Raw genomic sequence first — 19,373 nt, 5'->3', positions numbered from 1 at the left:
GAATTTATTCGACTATATTCGAAGTAGTAACATAGAAATTTTTATCTACTTCCAGTTTTCTATCTTCGTTATCTGTTTTTATAGACTGCCATTCTGTAGTTGGTTTTAACCAAGTTTCTACTCCATTAATTTTAACTTTTACAGGCATATCAAATTTAGAAACACAGTTAGTCCAGTGATATCCAAAAGTTCCATTTTTAAACATATATTCAAAAACTGGAATTTGGGTTGTAGTTAAATATTGTGCAAAAACTCTATTGAAATTAATTCCAGATTGTTCATTTATATAATCTTGAATCTGTTTTCCTGTAACGGTTTGATGATAAAAAGTTTTATTCATACCTCTTAAGATTGATTTCCATTTAGCATCATCATTAATTATTTGACGAATTGTATGAAGCATATTGGCTCCTTTTGGATACATATCTCCAGATCCTTCATTATTTACATCATAATGCCCGATGATTGGCTTATCATTTTCAACATTTTGTCTGCATCCAATAACATATTCAGCACCAGCCTCTTTACCATAATAATACTCTACAAAAAGGCTTTCAGAATAATTGGTAAAACTCTCATGAACCCACATATCTGCAATATCTTTGTAGGTGATATTGTTAGCGTACCATTCGTGTCCAGATTCATGAATGATGATAAAATCAAATTTTAGTCCCCAACCAGTTCCGCTTAAATCCTTTCCTAAATAACCTTGTTTATATTGGTTTCCATAAGTTACAGAACTTTGGTGCTCCATTCCTAAATAAGGCACTTCTACCAATTTATAGCTGTCTTCGTAAAAAGGATATGGTCCAAACCAACTTTCAAAAGCTTTCAGCATTTTTGGAGCATCTTTGAAATGTTCTTTAGCTAAAGCTAAATTATCTCTCAAAACATAATAATTACAGTCTAAATTTCCTTTTTCTCCTTTAAATACTTCAGAAAAATTTACATAATCACCAATATTGATGTTTACACCATAATTATTAATTGGATTAGAAACGTACCAATTAAAGGTTTTTGTTCCGTCTTTTTCTTTTTTAACGCTTTTCAGTCTTCCGTTAGAAACCTCCGTTAAATCTCCTGGCACATTTACGCTAATAAGCATATTGTCTACTTCATCATACATATGATCCTTACAAGGCCACCAAACACTAGCGCCTAAACCCTGACAAGATGTAGCAACAAAATCTTTTCCGTTTTTATCTTTTTTCCAAGAAAAACCTCCATCCCATGGTGCCCTTACAGCTTCTTTCGGTTTTCCTTCATAATAAACTATAATCTCCTTAGTGTCACCAACTTTTTGTTCTTCATTTAAAGTAATAAAGAACGCATTTCCATCTCTTTCAAATTTTAATTCCTTTCCGTTTTGCGTTACTTTGGTAATATTCATTGGCTGCTGCAAATCAATCTGCATACGGTTATTTTCTGTTAAAACCGTATAACGAACAGTATTCGAACCTGAAATTGATTTTTCTTTTGGATTTACCTTTACATTAAGATGATAATATTTTAAATCCCACCAAGCTCTTTCCTTTGTGATGCTTCCGCGTAAAGTATCCTGATGTGTAAAAACGGTTTCTGACTTATTTAAAAGTCCCTGAGCATTGGCCGCAAAACCAACTAAAAAGGCGATAAATGCCCCACAAAAGTGTTTTTTCATTATTTATAAATTTGAAATAAATAAGGTTGTCAAACCTGTTTTAATCTTCAACAAATGTAAACATTCATATCAAACTTTTTAAATTTTTATCATTTTAACAATCAAAAACAATAGATAAACGCATTTTCTTTACTTTAGCTATTCAATTATATTCAGTGCTTTATGAAATTGCAATACATTACTATTGTTTCGCTTTTATTCTGCCAATTATCCGTTTATTCTCAGACATTTCCTGTTCATAAAACAAATGGCAAAATTAATATTGATGGCGATTTATCAGAATGGAAACCCCCTTTTCTTGGTCCGTTTGTAATTCATAATACAGGCGAAAAAGCTTCCCAACAAACTTTTGTTTCACTTTCGTGGAATAGCAAAAACTTCTATTTAGCTTATAAATGCACTGATTCTAAAATCATTGGCACAGCGCAAACAAAAGATTCTCAAATATTCAACACAGATGATTTAGCTGAAATTTTTCTAGATCCGGATGGAGATGGACAGAATTATATTGAAATTGGAGTGAATGCATTTTCTACAAATTATGATTTGGTTTTAAAATGCATTACGCCAGAATGCGGAGGATGGAATACTTCGATGGATTTTGATATTAAAGGTATGGAATCTGTTAGCAAAATAAATTCTGATGGCTATACAGTAGAAATCAAAATCCCTTTTTCTAACCTCAAAAAAATTGAAAATGGCGGATTTAAAAAACCAAAAATTGGAACAAAATGGAGAGGAAACACTTTTAGAATTGATTACGGCGATACAACGGAATATCTTGCTTTACAGCCGTATAAAACTTCAGTTTTTGGATTCCATCAACCAGCAGAATTTGCTGTTTTTGAATTTATGGAGTGAGTTTAGTTTGTCTCAGGTTTTAAGTTTCAGATTATCCCATGGAACTTGAAACCTGAAACCTGAAACAAAATATTTTACTTCTGACGCTTTTTCAAAACTTCAACAACATCATTTAATTGATAACCTTTTGCCTGCAATAAAATCAAATAATGAAATAGCAAATCGGCGCTTTCGCTAAGAAATAAATCGTCATTATCGTCTTTCGCTTCGATAACGACTTCTACAGCTTCCTCACCTACTTTTTGCGCTATTTTATTTATTCCTTTTGCAAACAAAGAAGCCACATAACTCTGTTCAGAATCAGCATTTTCTCTACGGGTTTTAATTGTATTTTCTAATTGTGAAATAAAACCGTAATTAGCATCATTTGGCTCCTGCCAACAGGTATCTGCACCCGTGTGACACGTTGGCCCAACAGGTTTTGCCTGAATTAAAAGCGTATCGCCATCACAGTCATTTTTAATGCTTACTAAGTTTAAAAAATTACCACTCTCCTCGCCTTTTGTCCAAAGTCTTTGCTTTGAACGACTAAAGAAAGTTACTTTTTGTGTTTCTATTGTTTTTTGAAGCGATTCTTCGTTCATATAACCCAGCATCAAAACATTTTTTGTTTCTGAATCCTGAATTATCGCCGGAATTAATCCGTGTGCGCTTTTGATATCGATGTCCATGTCTATTTTAGATTTTAGATTTCAGATTTTAGATTCTAAAAACTGAAAATTTATTTTTTTTGATTTTTTGATATTGCTATTGATTGGAATTTGGCGCTTCAAAAATTGGAATTTTATAATCTTACTTCTATATTATTATTTCTTAATTCTTGTTTTAAGGCTTTGATTTCAATCTCTTTAAAGTGAAAAACACTTGCAGCCAAAGCGGCGTCTGCTTTTCCTTTTTGAAACGAATCTACGAAATGCTGAATGTTTCCAGCTCCTCCAGAAGCAATGATTGGAATATTTACTAATTCTGAAAGTTTAGCCAAAGCTTCGTTTGCAAACCCATTTTTGGTTCCGTCATTATCCATTGAAGTGAATAAAATTTCTCCTGCACCACGTTCTGCCACTTCAACAGCCCAGTCAAATAAATTCAATTCAGTTGGTACTTTTCCGCCAACTAAATGCACAATCCATTTTCCGTCGATTTGCTTGGCATCAATTGCTACTACAACACATTGGCTTCCAAATTTCTGCGCTAAATCATTAATTAATTGTGGATTTTTAACTGCCGATGAATTGATTGAAACTTTATCAGCTCCGTTATTCAACAGAATATCAACATCTTCAACAGATGAAATCCCACCGCCAACCGTAAACGGAATATTGATTTTTTCTGCAACGCTTCGCACCATATTTACCAGTGTTTTACGTCTTTCTTCTGTTGCCGAAATATCCAGAAAAACCAATTCGTCTGCACCTTCAGCTGAATAAATTGCAGCCAATTCCACAGGATCTCCCGCATCGCGCAAGTCAACGAAATTAACGCCTTTTACGGTTCTTCCGTTTTTTATATCTAAACAAGGTATGATTCTTTTTGCTAACATTTATCTAATGTGTTAATTAGAGAATTAGTCAATTAGATAATTACTTCACATACTGTGTAAATTATCTAATTATCAAATTTTCTCATTTTCTAATTATAAAATCCTCAAGTTGTTTCAAAGTAATTCTTCCCTCGTAAATCGCTTTTCCGATGATTGTTCCTTCACAGCCTAATTCTGCTAATTTTGGTAATTCGTCGAAAGTTGAAATTCCACCAGAAGCTATTAATTTTATCCCTTTAGCTTCTTCTAAAATTTTGTTGTACAAATCAAAACTTGGGCCTTGAAGCATTCCGTCTTTGGCAATATCTGTACAGATAACATACTGAATTCCTTTTGATTGATAGTCTTGAATAAAAGGAACTAAATCTTCATTTGATTCTTCTAACCAACCAGAAACAGCAATTTTTTCATCTTTTGCATCAGCGCCTAAAATAATTTTCTCTGAACCATATTCTGAAATCCATTTTTCAAAAATTGCTCTGTTTTTTACCGCAATACTTCCGCCGGTGATTTGATTTGCACCACTTTCAAAAGCAATTCTCAAATCATCATCCGATTTTAAACCGCCACCGAAATCAATTTTCAGACTTGTTTGCGTAGCAATTTGTTCTAAAATCTTATAATTGACAATTTTACTTGATTTTGCACCGTCTAAATCCACTAAATGCAGATATTCGATTCCATGTGCTTCAAATGATTTTGCCACTTCAAGTGGATTCTCGTTGTAAATTATCTTCGTATCATAATCACCTTTGGACAAACGAACGCATTTTCCATCAATGATATCTATGGCTGGTATTATTCTCATTTTTATTATTTTAGATTTCTGATTTTAGATTTTAGATTCTAAAAATTGAAATTGTTGCTTTTTTTTTTTGATATTTGATTGATATTGAAGTTTTTACATTTTTAAAAAATTACCTAGAATCTTTTCGCCAACATCACCGCTTTTTTCTGGGTGAAACTGTGTTCCGTAGAAATTGTTTTTTTGTAAAGCTGACGCGTATTCAACATCGTAATTTGTTGTTGCGATCGATTCTGGACAATTTGGTGCATAAAAACTATGAACCAAATACATGAATTCATTTTCAGAAATGTCTTTAAACAAATCAGTCTTTAAATCATAAATCTGATTCCATCCCATTTGAGGCACTTTTACGTTGTTTGAAAATTTCAAAACATCAACATCAAAAATCCCTAAACCTTTTGTATCTCCTTCTTCAGTTTTATTGCACATCAATTGCATTCCGAGACAGATTCCTAAAACAGGCTGTTTCAATTCTGGAATCAGGCTATCCAAACCGCTTTCACGAAGTTTAGCCATAGCTGAACTCGCCTCGCCCACGCCAGGAAAAATCACTTTATCAGCCGATTTAATTTCCTCTGGATTATTACTCAAAACAGCCTTAAAACCCAATCTTTCAATAGCAAACATAATGCTCTGAATATTTCCTGCTCCGTAATTTATAATTACTATTTTCAAAATTATTTTTAGATTTTAGATTTTAGATTTTAGATTTCTCTTCAACTTAAAATCATTAATACTATTTTACTTAACCGCTAGGTTCGCAAAGATTTACGCTAAGAACGCGAAAACACTTGTGTGCTTTGCGTAAATCTTTGCGTACTTTGCGGTTAAACTTTTTACAACATACCTTTAGTACTTGGCAAAATCATTTTTTCTGTATCCCTTTTTACGGCTACTTTTATGGCTTTAGCGAAAGCTTTAAAAATAGCTTCAATTTTGTGATGCTCGTTAATTCCTTCTGCTTTTATATTTAAGTTGGCTTTTGCGCCGTCTGTAAATGATTTAAAGAAATGATAAAACATTTCTGTTGGCATTTTACCTACCATTTCGCGTTTGAATTCAGTTTCCCAAACAAGCCAGTTTCTTCCTCCAAAATCAATTGCAGCTTGTGCTAAACAATCATCCATGGGAAGGCAGAATCCGTAGCGCTCGATTCCTAGTTTATTCCCTAACGCTTTCGCGAAAACTTCTCCTAAGGCAATTGCTGTATCTTCAATTGTATGGTGCTCATCGACTTCTAAATCGCCTTTTACTGTGATTTCTAAGTCCATTTGACCATGACGTGAGATTTGGTCTAACATGTGATCAAAAAATGCAATTCCAGTATCGATTTTGCTTTTTCCAGTTCCGTCAATATTTAGATTGATGTAAATATCCGTTTCGTTGGTTTTTCTTGTAATTGAGGCTGAACGCGCTTCTAATTTCAAAAACTCATAGATTTTCTTCCAATCCATTGTTTGCAAAACGATTGTCTCGTTTAATTCTTCACGTTTTGATGAAATTTCGTTGCTTCCAATTCCATCTGTATCATTCATGAAAATAGCTTTTGCACCAAGGTTTTTAGCCAGTTCTACATCTGTCAAACGATCACCTAAAACAAAAGAGTTTTCTAAATCATATTCTGGATTATTCAAGTATTTAGTTAGCATTCCAGTTCTTGGTTTGCGAGTTGGTGCATTTTCTTCTGGAAAAGTTCTGTCTACAAAAATTTCATCAAAAACAACTCCTTCGTTTTCAAATGCTTTTAGAATAAAATTCTGCGTTGGCCAAAATGTATCTTCTGGAAAACTATCAGTTCCTAAGCCGTCCTGATTCGTTACCATTGCAAGTTCGTAATCTAATTCAGCAGCAATTTTAGCCAAATATTGAAATGCTTTTGGGTAAAACTCTAGTTTATCTAAGCTATCTAATTGATAATTTTCAGGTTCTAAAACAATCGTACCATCACGATCGATAAAAAGTACTTTTTTCATATGTATTTTGTTTTGCCACTGATTTCACAGATTAATATGATTTTTTTAGCCACGAATTCACGAATTTCTCTAATTTAATTCGTGGTAATTTGTGTAATTCGTGGCTAAATCACGCACAGAAAAAAAACATTTTAATCTTTCTAATCTGTGGCTAATAATTTCTAATTCAATAATTTCAATTCTCTAATTACAACAGCATTTTCTTCCTTTGTTCCAATGGTAAAACGAAGACAATTTTCACATAAAGGTTGTGTTGTTCTATTGCGGATAACGATTCCTTTTTCAATTAACTGGTCGTATCTTTTGTTAGCGTCATCTACTTTTGCCAAGATAAAATTGGCTTCTGTTGGATATACTTTCTCAACAAAATTTACTTCAAGCAATACTTTAAGCAATTCTTCTCTTTGCTCAATAATAGAAACAATTTCTTGTTTAATTTTATCAGAATCTTTTAAACGCTCTTTAGCTCTTTGCTGCGTAAGTTCGTTTACATTATAAGGCGGTTTGATTTTGTTTAGAATTGAAATCACTTCTTCAGAAGCGTAGCAAATTCCTAAACGTATTCCAGCCAAACCATACGCTTTGGAAAGAGTTTGAGTAATCACTAAATTCGGATATTCGTCGATTTCTGTCAGCCAGCTTTCTTTATCTGAAAAATCAATATAAGCTTCATCAATTACAACCAAACCTTTGAAGTTTTGAAGTAATTTCACAACACTTTCATCTGAGAAAGAATTTCCCGTTGGATTGTTCGGAGAACATAAAAAGATGATTTTCGTGTTTTCGTCAACGGCTTCTAGAATCTTTTCTACTTGTGGCTGAAAATCAGTTGAAAGCAAAACTTCTCTATTTTCTACTGCATTGATATTTGCCAAAACTCCATACATTCCATATGTCGGAGGAAGCGAAATAATATTGTCTTTGTTAGGTTCGCAGAAAGCTCTAAAAAGCAAATCTAAAACTTCATCACTTCCGTTTCCTAACAAAATCTGACTTTGCTTTACTAAATTATTCTTGGCCAAAATCGCTTTAACCGAATTCTGCTGTGGATCTGGATAACGATTCACTCCATTTTGATACGGATTTTCATTGGCATCCAAAAAAATCATTTCGGCTGTATCAAAATCTTCAAACTCATCTCTCGCAGAAGAATAGGGTTTTAAAGATTTTACGTTTTCACGTGTAATTGTATTTATATCGAATATGTTCATTTGTTGTTGTTTTTTGGACTATTAGAAACAAGAGAAAAGACTTCTTATCTTACCCACTCAATATCTTTCTTCTTGCTTCTTTTCTTTTTCTTATTCTAAACTCTTTAATCTCAGCGTCACAGCATTTTTATGCGCTTGTAACCCTTCGGCTTCAGCCATCAATTCTATCGCTTTCCCAATGTTTTGAATTCCTTTTTCTGAAATTTTCTGAAATGTCATTGATTTCATAAAACTGTCTAGATTTACACCGCTGTAATTCTTCGCATAACCATTTGTTGGCAATGTGTGATTGGTTCCTGAAGCGTAATCCCCAGCACTTTCAGGCGTATAATTTCCGATGAAGACAGAACCTGCATTTACAATTCCGTTGCAATAGAAATCATCGTATTCTGAGCAGATTATAAAGTGTTCTGGGCCATATTCATTGATTAAATCTAAAGCAATCTGATCATTTTCGACATAAATCAATTTTGAATTTTCAATTGCTTTTTCTGCTATAGCTTTTCTTGGAAGCACTTCCAATTGTGACTGAACTTCTTTTTCTACTTCTGAAATTAGCTTTTTTGAAGTCGAAACTAAAATTACCTGACTGTCAGTTCCGTGTTCTGCTTGAGATAATAAATCTGACGCTACAAAAGCTGGAACCGCTGTATCATCAGCAACAATTAACAGTTCTGAAGGCCCTGCAGGCATATCAATTGCAACACCAAATTGAGTTGCCAACTGTTTAGCCACAGTCACAAATTGATTTCCTGGGCCGAAGATTTTATATACTTTAGGAATTGATTGTGTTCCAAAAGTCATTCCTGCAATAGCTTGGATTCCGCCAACCTTTAGAATCTTAGTGACACCACATAAATTTGCAGCATACAAAATTGCCGGATTAATTTTTCCTTTTTTATCCGGCGGAGAACACAACACAATTTCTTTGCAACCCGCAATTTCAGCAGGCACAGCCAACATTAAAACAGTCGAAAACAAAGGCGCTGTTCCTCCAGGAATATACAAACCGATTTTTTGAATTGGTCTTTTTTCCTGCCAACAGTTTACACCTTCTATAGTTTCAACAGAAACACGATCTGTTTTTTGAGCATTGTGAAATTTATAAATATTGTCTTTCGCTAATTCAATAGCTTCTTTCAGCTCGTTCGGAATCAAACTAATTGCTTCATCAATTTCTGCTTGCGAAACTTCATAATTGTCTTGAGAAATTCCGTCAAAAATCGAAGTGTATTTTGCAACAGCTTCATCTCCTTTTCTTTGAACTTCTTTGAAGATTTCTTTTACCGTAAGTTCTATATCATCTACAGTTTTAGTCGGTCTTTTTAATATTTCTGACCAGATTTCTGGTTTTGGATTATCTATTTTATTCATAATATTTTCGATATTAAATTCCAAACTTCTAAAATTCCAAATTCCAATTCTTTAAAGATCAACGCTAAGCTTGGAATTTGGGATTTAAAAATTGAAAATTCTTTTTTATAGTACCATTTTCTCAATTGGGCAAACTAGAATTCCTTCTGCTCCTACTTCTTTTAACTGATCTATTACATCCCAAAAAGTATCTTTGTCAATTACAGAGTGAACGCTGCTCCAGCCTTCTTGCGCCAACGGAAGAACAGTTAAACTTCTTAAAACTGGAAGAATTTTTCCAACTGCTTCAATTTTGTCATTTGGAACGTTCATTAGAATATATTTTGAATTTCTAGCTCTTAAAACCGCTTGAATTCTGAATTTTAAAGTGTCAATGTGTTTCTGTATTTCTGGAGAAACTTTTGGAGAAACTGCTAAAACTGCTTCACTTTTCAAAATAACTTCAACTTCTTTTAAGTTGTTTTTGAATAAAGTGCTTCCGCTTGAAACAATATCTACAATCGCATCTGCAAGACCAATATTTGGCGCAATTTCCACAGAACCAGATATTTGGTGAATATCTACATTTATACCAAATTTATTAAAATATTCGGTAACTGTATTTGGATAAGAGGTAGCAATACGAAGATTAGCTAAATCTTGTACCGAATTGTATTCGAAGGTTTTAGGAACTGCTACAGAAACTTTACATTTTGAGAATCCTAATTTCTGAACCACTTCGATTCCTTTTCCTTTTTCTACCAAAAGATTATCGCCAACTATAGCTAAATCTACCACTCCATCGATTAAATATTGAGGAATATCTGAATTTCTAAGATATAAAACTTCAAGAGGAAAATTTGAAGCTTCGGCTTTTAACTGGTCTATTCCGTTGTTGATTGAAATACCGCAGTCTTTTAGAATTTGAATGCTGTCTTCGTTTAAACGCCCAGATTTTTGAATTGCAATTTTTAAAGTACTCATTTTTTTAGTTGTTTGTTGAATTAATAGTTTGAGTACAAAGAGAGCTTGAATTAAAAAACCCGTTTGATGTACTCAAACGGGTTTTAAAATATGATGATTTACACGCATACCATTAACACATCGCTTGAGAGCAATAATGTAAATGATGATGATGTAATTGAATTGAATTCATGATTTGTTTTGTTTTTTTACTTCTTTGATTCGGTTGCAAATATACTAGATAAAATAATTAAAAAGCAATTTTTATTTTAACTTAACGATAGTTTATTGTTAAAAATCGTTTTGAAGCACATTTTGCTTAATAATTTTAAAATTGCTTTAACGAATTATCATATTCTTCAAAAACCAATAAAACTTGGGTTCCTTTTCCAATTTCACTTTCAATTTTAAACTTAATATGAAGCAGATCGGTCATTCTTTTTACAATAAACAAACCAAGCCCAGTCCCTTTAATTTCTGAATGATTGAGCGAGTCTGATCGAAAAAACGGATTTAAAATTGACTCAAGATCTTTCTTTGCAATTCCGATTCCCTGATCTAAAATATTGCAGATAATTTTATGATTTTCTCTAGATAAAGAAATGCGGATTTCACTATTAGATTTTGAATATTTCACTGCATTTGAAATGATATTTCGAAGAATTGTTACTGTTAAATAAGTATCCGAATAAATATAAAATTCTTCTGGTGCATCTAAAATTACATTTATTCCTCCCAGTTTAATTTTCTCTGTATTTAATTTCAGCACATCTAAAATTACAGCATTTAAGTAGATATTTTCTTTAAGAATATTCTGTTTTTGATTCTCAAAACGAGCCATCATAAGCAACTGATCAACAAGCGAATTCAAGTGATCAACTTCACTGATGCAATAATTAATTTTTTCTTCGTATTCTTTATTGTCACGAGGTTTACGAATGAGTACTTCAAGTGTTCCTTTAATAACTGTAAGGGGCGTTCTTAACTCATGTGAAGCATCAGATGTAAACTGTTTTTCACGTTCAATTGCATCTTCAATTCGGTTCAATAAATTATTAATGGTCTTAGAAAGCGTAAACAATTCGTCTCTTGTTTTTGGCAACGGAATTCGCGCTTTAAGATTATCTTTAGTAATAACTTTTGAGGTTTGAATGATATTATTTATTGGCTTGATGCTTCTTCCTGCATAAAATCTAGCTAAGAAAAACAAAATCAGCAAAATGATGGGAAATGTTATCAATAAAGCATCCATTAGATTATCCAAAACTTTTGAAGAATCTGAAAGTGACATGGCGATAATCAGATAACCAACTTTCTTGGATTGCACATGAAGCGGAACCTGAATCTGACGAATTTTATTACCTAATAATTTAGTGTCAAAAGGATGAAAATGATCTTTTTTTCCGTGAAAAACGAGTTTTTCATTCTTTAGATTAGGTGATTTTTCAATGATTTGTTTGTTCACATTCAAAAACTGAACAAAAATAGGATTTACATCTACTGAATTATGTTCTCTTTCTTCCCATTCTTCAGCATCCATAAAGATAACTTTACCTTTCTCAATTCTCAGTTCTTTCAAATGATCTTGAATTTCAATATTCAAGTTTTCGTCAATATGGTTATAAACCGTAAGTTTTACAATAAAATAAATAGCAGAAAAGACCGCTAAAACCAACAGTCCGGTTCCTACAATATAATTTAATGCAATTCTGTCTTTAAAAGATAACGATGTCATTTGTTAATCATTGGCAATATATCCAATGCCTCGGATGGTTTTGATATAATCTTCTTCGATTTTAAGGTTCAGTTTTTTTCGAATGGCATTCATAAACACGTCTATAACACCTGTATCGTACTCAAAGTTAATTTCCCAAACGTCCCTTAAAATTTGATTTCTAGTGCAGACTTTTCCTTTATGCTGAATTAGATAAGCCAATAATTCAAATTCGCGTTGAGTTAACGAAATTTCTTCCTCTGCTTTCAAAACAATATGTCTGGATAGGTCCATCGTAATGTTTCCGAGAGTTAAGTTTTCAGTTTGCTTTTTATTTCTAAAGTGGACTTTAATTCGCTCTACTAATTCTTCAAAACTAAAAGGCTTTTTGATATAATCGTTGGCGCCCGCTTTTAAACCTTCAATAGTTTCCTGAACTGTGTCTTTTGCAGTCAAAAAAATGATTGGCGTGCTTTGGTCTTTAATTCGGATAGCTTTGCACAAATCCAAACCGTTAATCTTTGGCAACATCCAGTCTAAAAGAATTAAGTCAAATTTTTGCTCCCGGACCAATTCAAATCCTTTGGAACCGTCAGCAGCAGTAGTAATTTGATAGCCTTCTTCTTGCAAACCTTGTTTTAGAAATTGAACAATTCCTACTTCGTCTTCAACTATTAAAATATGCATTTATCGTATCTGATTAAATTTGAATTTCATTTTTTCAATTCAAAGATAGATAATTTACCTCTCAGAAATAGTCCGACATATCAATAAATAAAGAAAACCAGTATCTTAAGCAAACTTTAAGTTAATGTTAAGTAAGGTAAAAGTTGAACTTAATCTGGTGTTAATCATTGGAAATTAATTTTGTAAAAAAATAAATCCGATGAATTTTTACAAAAAACTTTCGCCTTTCTACAATCTTGCCTTACTGTACTTTATAGTAAGTTTTACACTTAGACTGGTATTGCTTTTTCATCCCATTACCCAGAGTTCGTTTACCTTTGCAGAGAGCTTAAAAATATTCTCGCTAGGTTTACTGTCAGACTTTTTTGTATTCGTGTTAGCGTCGGTTTTCTTATGGCTTTATCTCATTTTTATTTCAAACTCAAAATACAATAAACCTTACGGATATATTATACTCGCAGGTTTTCTAGCACTTTTAATTTACGTAGCTTCTGGAAAAAGCATTTTTGATGAATACGGTGGCGCTTTGCCAAAAATCGTTTTGATTTTTGTTTCTTTAAAAACACTTTTGTTTTCTCTTTTCCTTTTCCTTCCAAAGCACAGAGATAAAATCAGATTTTGGCTTTTTGCTTTTGTGATTTTTCTATATGTTTTACTGATTCTTCAAAACGCAATCAGCGAATTTTTCTTTTGGAACGAATTTGGAGCAAAATACAATTTCATTGCAGTTAATTACCTGATTTACACCAATGAAGTCATTGGAAACATTATGCAGTCGTATCCTGTAATTCCTATATTTTCTGCTTTGTTTATCATTACAGGAATTATTACTTATTTCATCATTAAAAGATCTAAAAATTACATAGATGAGATTCCTAGCTTTAATGAAAAATTACAAATTACAGCCTTATATGCTGTTCTATTTGTTATTTCTTTACTAGCCACTCCTCAATTGGCTAAAACAGAAAATTCTAAAAATGTATTTGTTAATGAACTGCAATCAAACGGTATTTACAAATTCTATCTGGCGTTTCAGAATAACAAATTGGATTATTTTAAATTCTACAAAACAATTCCGAACGAAAAAGCATTTGCTATATTAAAGCAAGAACTTCCAAATATTGCAGGGACAAATACATTGCGAAAAATAAAAGAAGATTCTTTGGAACAACGTAAAAATGTTGTTTTAATAACAATCGAAAGTTTAAGTGCTGACTTTATGAAAATGTATGGAAATGAGCAGAACATCACACCTTTCCTAGACAGTTTGGCACAAAAAAGCTTGCTTTTTACGAATTTATATGCTGCAGGAAACCGAACAGTACGTGGTCTTGAAGCCGTAACTTTATGCCTGCCTCCAACCGCTGGAGAAAGTGTTGTAAAAAGAGAAGACAACAAAAATAAATTCTCAACAGGATCTGTTTTTCTTCAAAAAGGCTATAATGTAAAATTCATGTACGGCGGAGATGCATTTTTTGACAACATGCAGGATTTCTTTACCGGAAATGGCTATCAAATTATAGACAAATCAAGTTTCGCAGAAAACGAAATCACTTTTTCAAACGTATGGGGAGTTTGCGACGAAGACATGTACAATAAAGCAATTAAAGTTATGAATGATGAAGCAAAACAAAACAAGCCTTTCTTCAATCATATTATGACTGTAAGTAATCACAGACCTTTTACTTATCCTAACAATAAAATAGATATTCCTGGAAACATCAAATCTCGTGATGGAGGTGTAAAATATACCGATTATGCTCTTAAACAATTCTTTAAACAAGCTGAAAAACAGCCTTGGTTTAAGAATACAGTATTTGTAATTGTAGCCGATCATTGTGCTTCGAGTGCAGGAAAAACAGAACTTCCGTTAGACAAATACAGAATTCCAGCTTTGATTTATACGCCAGAAATGAAGCCTGAAAAATATACCAAATTAATGTCACAGATTGATATTATGCCAACATTATTTGGGCTTTTAAATTTTGATTATGAAAGCAAATTCTTTGGACAAGATGTATTTCAACCAGATTATCAGCCACGAGCCTTTATAGCAACTTATCAGGACTTAGGTTTAATAAAAGACAATGTCTTGACGATTTTATCTCCAAAACAACAGATAAAACAGTTTCAGCTGAAACTTAATGAGAAAACTGGCATTGCTCCTGAATTTCAAATTCATTACGATGAAATTCCACTGAAAACTGAGAACAAGGAATTGCTTGACGAAACCATTTCTTACTATCAATCAGCATCGTATGTTTTGAAAGAGAAAGAATATCAGTTTAAAGATTTGGCAGATAAGAATAAAAAATTATATGCAAAAGTTCGTTAAAATTTTAAAATAATCCAAAAGGTTAAAAAAATCTGTTAGGGTTTGTTAAATTATAAAAGCCTCAAATTCGTAAAGAATCTGAGGCTTTTTATAATTTTCAGTTCAACTTGAAACTTGAAAACTTCAAACAAAAATTAATCATTTTGATTTTTCATTCCGAATAAATTTCCTTTCTGGTACAATTTTAAATCATCCTGTAAAAATTGGTAGTTTCTTTGAGTAACAGCTGGCGAATCTAAATCACTTAAATCTGGTTTTCCTGCATTTACCCAAGCTGTATACCAAAAACTTGCTGTTGCAGCAATTGCTTTTCTCATTTGGCTTTCTACCATTCCGTTTAATTCTGCATGCAATTTTGTAGCATATTCATCAGAAAACTTAGAAGTATTGTATTTTGTTTTAGCGATCTTACCATCAGCATCCATTTCAAAAACTTTGTTTTCAGGAGTTGCTGTTCTTAGCTTTTTATCAATATCCAATAAAGGCTGCGCAAAGCTGTGCGTATCATTGATCATATCCCAAATCGCTTTATGAACATCAGTATAATACTGAGCTTCTGGAACATTTAATTTGTAATTTTTAACGAATAATTCCGGCAATCTGCTTTCCCAAAGCGAATGAATTCCTTTTTGATCAGTCAATTGTCCGTCGTGATTTTTAGAAGTATGCAAAGGCATGTGCGCATCGCCAATATAATGACCTAAATCTGCAGCAAGAAATAAGATTTCAGCTCTATTTTTCTCTTTAAAAGCTTTAGTCAATTTTGCCATCATATCCTCGATATACCAAGGTAAAATTCCGTTATCGCTTAAAAATTTGGCATCATATTTTTGTTTTGCTTCTTCTAATGTCTGTGGATATGTGTCAGCGGCTCCAAAGTTTTCCATGTCGAAATAATGCCTTGGGCCTTCTTCTTTATAATTTAAAGCATACTTACGGATATCTGGAACCGAAGCTTCTTGCGTAATAAAATCAATGTGGTTGTAAAAAAAGATCTGTAATTGTTTTGGTAAAGCCATTACAGCTGCTTTGTTAATACGCTCATGGCCAACATTTCCCCATGACAGCATAATAAACCCAATAATTAAAGCTCCGAAAGCGATTAGTTTTGGTCTCATTTGGATTTTCTTCATTTGTTTTTTTATTAGAGGGAGCAAATTTAGCTTTAATTAAAGAATACGCAAAAAATACTGTTATTAAGATTCTCATAATTTAGCATTTTGATATTTTACGGCTTAAAATCGACAAGAAGCCCGTATTAACAATAAATTTCTTTATATATTTGTTTTCATAATTTAAATATATTTTTATGCGCCAAATTACCTTAAGCTTCTTCCTGCTAACCTCTTCATTCTGCTTTGCTCAAGAAACTGATTTACAGCTTAAAAACGTTACAGATACTATATTAAACACCAAACGGACTCTTAAAGTTTCTGAACCTTTTGACGGCATAAAAACAATTCAAAAATTGTTTCCTGGTAATCTATATCATCTTTCAGATAAAAATACTTTTATAAGCTGGAAATGCAAATCTTGCAAACCTTCACCTTTTTTGGACGTAAACGGTGTTGAAGGCGATCAATTGTTTCCATATTCTGAAGGTGTTGCAACAAGACTTTTAGCTAATATTGACTATTCTGATTCAAAAGGAAATCAATTTAAAATATTAGCTTTTAATCATTCTGTTCATGATGAAGACGGACTTCAGACAGGACGTTTTTCTGGAGGATTGTTAGGTTTGGCTAAGTTTGCAAAAAATGGCAATTCTTGGTATATGAGATCTTTTCAGCCTGCAGTTGCTGCATTTGGTGCTTTTGCGCAATGCCCAACTCCAAAATTGGTTGAAATTGGAGAGGATCAATTTGCTTTTACCTTATTGCATGTTAATGGTGGCGCGGGCGGACCTTTTGAAGGCTGGCTGTATCTGGTTGCTGGTTTTGACGGAAAATATCAGCCTATAATGGAAGTTGATAATTATCAGCTTACCAATGTTGAAAGCGTAAAATGGTCTGGAACTTATACGGTTGTAAATGATAACACCAAAAAACATTTTAGAGATATTATCATAAAAACAACAGGAACATTTAATAAAGCTTTAAAAGCACAAGACGAATTTGAAACAAATGTTCCTGAAGAAATTGCAATAATGGCGAAAACGAAAAAATCATTTAATTTTGAGATTGAAAGACGTTATGCTTTCAAAGGAAAATTTTACAAAATGATTGACAAACCAATTGTAAAATTCTCCAATGTAAAATAATAGCAAAAAAACTTTGCGAACTTTGCGTAATTCTTTGCGCTCTTTGCGGTTAAAAAATATTAACCCAAATAAAGAATTGAAAACAAAGCTAAAACGGCTATAAAAACCCAAAGAAAAACCCCTTGAAGTAAAGGCTTTACTCCTACTGTTTTTAAAGTGGCAAAATTTAAAGTTGCTCCAATTAAAAACAAAGTTATGGTCAAACCTATTTTAGCAATTCCTACAATATGTCCAGTAAAAATGGCTGTAGAAGGAACGTAGGTATTTACTAGCATCGCCAAAACAAACAATCCAATAAAATAAGGAATTTTTATTTTTGAATTCTTACTCTTAAAAAGGAAAGCGGTTAGGATTGAAATGGGAATAATCCATAATGCTCTGGCTAGTTTTACAGTTGTAGCAACTTGCAAGGCTTCTGCACCATATTTATTTGCCGCACCTACTACAGAACTCGTGTCATGAATGGCAATGGCACACCATAAACCAAAATCTTTTTGTGATAAACCCAATTGATGTCCGATAAACGGAAAAACAAATAAGGCAATTGAATTCAGTATAAAAATAACTCCTAAAGCAATTGAAGTCTGATTTTCGTTTGATTTGATTACAGGTGAAATCGCTGCGATAGCGCTTCCTCCGCAGATTGCTGTTCCGCAAGAGATTAAGTGCGATGTTTTTTTCTCTGTTTTAAGCCATTTCCCTAACAAAAATCCGAAAAGCAATGTACTGAATATTGAAAAAACAGTTAAGACAAATCCCTCTTTTCCAGCTGAAACTGCGCTGTTGGCGTTCATTCCGAATCCTAAACCAACTACAGAGAACTGCAATAAAAATGTAATGGCTTTATGATTGAATTCTGCAAATGGATTTCCGAAAAGATTCACAATCAAAACGCCTAACAAAAGTGCAATTGGCGGAGAAATAATCGAGAATAAACATAGTAGAATTACGGCAAGAAAAAGCACTTGCTGTAAAGATTGATTAATTTCAAATAATTGTGCTGTGGTTTGTTCTTTTGTTTTCAAAATAAATGGGTATTGATATTATGTCGCAAAGTTCCGCCGTTTATATTGAAAACACCAATCGTAAATTACAATCGGCTATAACTTCAAGTTATAATGATTTGCTAAATTTTGAATAAACAGTTCTGATAATGAATCTGATTTTCCTTGTAAAGTGGCAATGTAAAAATATCTTTCTACAGATAATTTCTCCACATCTAAAACAATCAATTCTTTGTTTTTCAATTCTTTATTCACTGCATGAATAGACATAAAAGCAAAGCAATCCGAATTTAGCAAATATGATTTTATGCTTTCTGTACTTCCGAGCTGCATTTCGATTTGTAAATCTGAAAATTTTAAACCCGCTTTTTTTAAGGCAAATTCTATAACTTCAAGTGTTCCTGATCCGCGTTCTCGAGTTATAAATTTCATTGATTTTAAATCGCTTACCGAAATTTCATTTTGTTTGACAAAAGGATTATTGCTATTGCAGACCAAAACCAGTTCGTCTTTTAAAAACGGAATATATTTTATGGATTGATTTTTAGAATGCCCTTCTACAATTCCAATCTCGATTTCTTTATTGATTAAAGCATTTTCGATTTGTTCTGTATTTCCATTTAGCAGATTGACTTTTATATCTTTTTGCTTTTGATGAAAACTAGCTAAAACTGGAGAAATAATATATTGTGAAATGGTAGTACTCGCTCCAAGTCTCAGCAAGCCTTGGCGTTCCGCATTAAATGAGCTCATTTCAAAATCTATTTCTCGATAAATATCAAAAATACTTTTAGTATACTTTAGAAGTATTTTTCCCGCTGGGGTTAAAGCGATTTTAGAACCGTTTCGCTCAAAAAGTTTGGTTTTGTATGTTTCTTCTAATTCTTGAATATGTTTAGAAACTGCCGGCTGAGTAATATACAATTCTGTTGCCGCTTTAGTAAAATTAAGGCGGAGTGCAACAGTGTAGAAAACTTTTAACCGAAAGTCCATGATTTCTCTAT

17 protein-coding genes are annotated in these 19,373 nt (G+C 32.6%); 3 read left to right on the top strand and 14 right to left on the bottom strand.

What is annotated here, in order from left to right; genetic code table 11:
* Positions 1-4: 4 nt before the first annotated feature.
* Positions 5-1,660: a M1 family metallopeptidase gene (locus NU08_RS10695; RefSeq protein WP_129747109.1), complete on the bottom strand. Its 1,656-nt coding sequence runs from the start codon at positions 1,658-1,660 to the stop codon at positions 5-7.
* 162 nt (positions 1,661-1,822) lie between these two features.
* Here NU08_RS10695 and NU08_RS10690 point away from each other — a divergent pair, with 162 nt between their 5' ends.
* A complete protein-coding gene (locus tag NU08_RS10690) occupies positions 1,823-2,521 on the top strand; it encodes a carbohydrate-binding family 9-like protein (protein ID WP_129747108.1) in 699 nt (232 codons plus the stop codon).
* A 74-nt stretch (positions 2,522-2,595) separates the two neighbouring features.
* Here NU08_RS10690 and hisIE read toward each other — a convergent pair whose 3' ends face one another.
* The 10 genes from hisIE to NU08_RS10640 all read right to left on the bottom strand — a co-directional run bounded on the left by hisIE (position 2,596) and on the right by NU08_RS10640 (position 12,770).
* On the bottom strand, positions 2,596-3,198 hold the full coding sequence (gene hisIE / locus NU08_RS10685; protein ID WP_317126356.1) for a bifunctional phosphoribosyl-AMP cyclohydrolase/phosphoribosyl-ATP diphosphatase HisIE: 603 nt from the start codon (positions 3,196-3,198) through the stop codon (positions 2,596-2,598).
* A gap of 107 nt (positions 3,199-3,305) precedes the next feature.
* Positions 3,306-4,061 carry an imidazole glycerol phosphate synthase subunit HisF gene (gene hisF, locus NU08_RS10680; RefSeq protein WP_129747107.1) on the bottom strand — a complete coding sequence of 252 codons (756 nt, stop codon included), beginning with the start codon at positions 4,059-4,061 and terminating at the stop codon, positions 3,306-3,308.
* 82 nt (positions 4,062-4,143) lie between these two features.
* Positions 4,144-4,869, bottom strand: coding sequence for a 1-(5-phosphoribosyl)-5-[(5-phosphoribosylamino)methylideneamino]imidazole-4-carboxamide isomerase (hisA, locus tag NU08_RS10675; protein WP_129747106.1), 726 nt, complete (start codon positions 4,867-4,869; stop codon positions 4,144-4,146).
* Between the two features lie 93 nt (positions 4,870-4,962).
* Positions 4,963-5,544, bottom strand: coding sequence for an imidazole glycerol phosphate synthase subunit HisH (hisH, locus tag NU08_RS10670; protein ID WP_129747105.1), 582 nt, complete (start codon positions 5,542-5,544; stop codon positions 4,963-4,965).
* 161 nt (positions 5,545-5,705) lie between these two features.
* The gene (hisB, locus tag NU08_RS10665; protein WP_129747104.1) at positions 5,706-6,842 is read right to left on the bottom strand and encodes a bifunctional histidinol-phosphatase/imidazoleglycerol-phosphate dehydratase HisB; all 1,137 of its coding nucleotides are present in this window, start codon (positions 6,840-6,842) and stop codon (positions 5,706-5,708) included.
* Between the two features lie 161 nt (positions 6,843-7,003).
* Entirely contained in the window at positions 7,004-8,053 is a 1,050-nt protein-coding gene (gene hisC, locus NU08_RS10660; RefSeq protein WP_129747103.1) for a histidinol-phosphate transaminase, read from the bottom strand.
* Between the two features lie 90 nt (positions 8,054-8,143).
* Complete coding sequence (hisD, locus tag NU08_RS10655; protein WP_129747102.1) at positions 8,144-9,427, bottom strand: histidinol dehydrogenase; 1,284 nt, start codon at positions 9,425-9,427, stop codon at positions 8,144-8,146.
* Between the two features lie 105 nt (positions 9,428-9,532).
* Positions 9,533-10,390, bottom strand: a complete 858-nt coding sequence (gene hisG, locus NU08_RS10650) for an ATP phosphoribosyltransferase (RefSeq protein WP_129747101.1) — start codon at positions 10,388-10,390, stop codon at positions 9,533-9,535.
* Positions 10,391-10,697: 307 nt separating this feature from the next.
* Positions 10,698-12,104, bottom strand: a complete 1,407-nt coding sequence (locus NU08_RS10645; protein ID WP_129747100.1) for a sensor histidine kinase — start codon at positions 12,102-12,104, stop codon at positions 10,698-10,700.
* Between the two features lie 3 nt (positions 12,105-12,107).
* Positions 12,108-12,770 (bottom strand): response regulator transcription factor, encoded by a 663-nt coding sequence (locus tag NU08_RS10640; RefSeq protein WP_129747099.1) that lies wholly within the window; start codon positions 12,768-12,770, stop codon positions 12,108-12,110.
* A 199-nt stretch (positions 12,771-12,969) separates the two neighbouring features.
* Between NU08_RS10640 and NU08_RS10635 the strand changes: the two genes are divergently transcribed.
* Positions 12,970-15,105: an LTA synthase family protein gene (locus NU08_RS10635; protein ID WP_129747098.1), complete on the top strand. Its 2,136-nt coding sequence runs from the start codon at positions 12,970-12,972 to the stop codon at positions 15,103-15,105.
* A 134-nt stretch (positions 15,106-15,239) separates the two neighbouring features.
* On the opposite strand, the gene NU08_RS10630 is transcribed toward NU08_RS10635, so the two are convergent.
* Positions 15,240-16,238 (bottom strand): zinc dependent phospholipase C family protein, encoded by a 999-nt coding sequence (locus NU08_RS10630; protein ID WP_129747097.1) that lies wholly within the window; start codon positions 16,236-16,238, stop codon positions 15,240-15,242.
* A 176-nt stretch (positions 16,239-16,414) separates the two neighbouring features.
* Between NU08_RS10630 and NU08_RS10625 the strand changes: the two genes are divergently transcribed.
* Entirely contained in the window at positions 16,415-17,365 is a 951-nt protein-coding gene (locus NU08_RS10625) for a hypothetical protein (protein ID WP_129747096.1), read from the top strand.
* Between the two features lie 59 nt (positions 17,366-17,424).
* Here the strand turns inward: NU08_RS10625 and NU08_RS10620 are convergent, their stop codons facing one another.
* Together NU08_RS10620 and NU08_RS10615 are read right to left on the bottom strand one after the other, a co-directional pair.
* Positions 17,425-18,390 carry a YeiH family protein gene (locus tag NU08_RS10620; protein WP_129747095.1) on the bottom strand — a complete coding sequence of 322 codons (966 nt, stop codon included), beginning with the start codon at positions 18,388-18,390 and terminating at the stop codon, positions 17,425-17,427.
* Between the two features lie 75 nt (positions 18,391-18,465).
* A complete protein-coding gene (locus NU08_RS10615) occupies positions 18,466-19,362 on the bottom strand; it encodes a LysR family transcriptional regulator (RefSeq protein ID WP_129747094.1) in 897 nt (298 codons plus the stop codon).
* Positions 19,363-19,373 lie beyond the last annotated feature (11 nt).

The organism is Flavobacterium anhuiense, assembly GCF_004151235.1.
Classification (GTDB): domain Bacteria; phylum Bacteroidota; class Bacteroidia; order Flavobacteriales; family Flavobacteriaceae; genus Flavobacterium; species Flavobacterium anhuiense_A.
Note: the sequence above shows the minus strand (reverse complement) of the source record. Positions and strands in the feature narration are given on the sequence as shown.

Bases quoted from the DNA above. Each gene is read 5' to 3' on its own strand.
- hisF (WP_129747107.1), bottom strand. From the start codon at position 4,061: ATGTTAGCAAAAAGAATCATACCTTGTTTAGATATAAAAAACGGAAGA.
- hisD (WP_129747102.1), bottom strand. From the start codon at position 9,427: ATGAATAAAATAGATAATCCAAAACCAGAAATCTGGTCAGAAATATTA.
- NU08_RS10690 (WP_129747108.1), top strand. From the start codon at position 1,823: ATGAAATTGCAATACATTACTATTGTTTCGCTTTTATTCTGCCAATTA.
- NU08_RS10625 (WP_129747096.1), top strand. From the start codon at position 16,415: ATGCGCCAAATTACCTTAAGCTTCTTCCTGCTAACCTCTTCATTCTGC.
- NU08_RS10640 (WP_129747099.1), bottom strand. From the start codon at position 12,770: ATGCATATTTTAATAGTTGAAGACGAAGTAGGAATTGTTCAATTTCTA.
- hisB (WP_129747104.1), bottom strand. From the start codon at position 6,842: ATGAAAAAAGTACTTTTTATCGATCGTGATGGTACGATTGTTTTAGAA.
- NU08_RS10635 (WP_129747098.1), top strand. From the start codon at position 12,970: ATGAATTTTTACAAAAAACTTTCGCCTTTCTACAATCTTGCCTTACTG.
- NU08_RS10615 (WP_129747094.1), bottom strand. From the start codon at position 19,362: ATGGACTTTCGGTTAAAAGTTTTCTACACTGTTGCACTCCGCCTTAAT.
- NU08_RS10645 (WP_129747100.1), bottom strand. From the start codon at position 12,104: ATGACATCGTTATCTTTTAAAGACAGAATTGCATTAAATTATATTGTA.
- hisA (WP_129747106.1), bottom strand. From the start codon at position 4,869: ATGAGAATAATACCAGCCATAGATATCATTGATGGAAAATGCGTTCGT.
- NU08_RS10695 (WP_129747109.1), bottom strand. From the start codon at position 1,660: ATGAAAAAACACTTTTGTGGGGCATTTATCGCCTTTTTAGTTGGTTTT.
- hisG (WP_129747101.1), bottom strand. From the start codon at position 10,390: ATGAGTACTTTAAAAATTGCAATTCAAAAATCTGGGCGTTTAAACGAA.
- hisC (WP_129747103.1), bottom strand. From the start codon at position 8,053: ATGAACATATTCGATATAAATACAATTACACGTGAAAACGTAAAATCT.
- NU08_RS10630 (WP_129747097.1), bottom strand. From the start codon at position 16,238: ATGAAGAAAATCCAAATGAGACCAAAACTAATCGCTTTCGGAGCTTTA.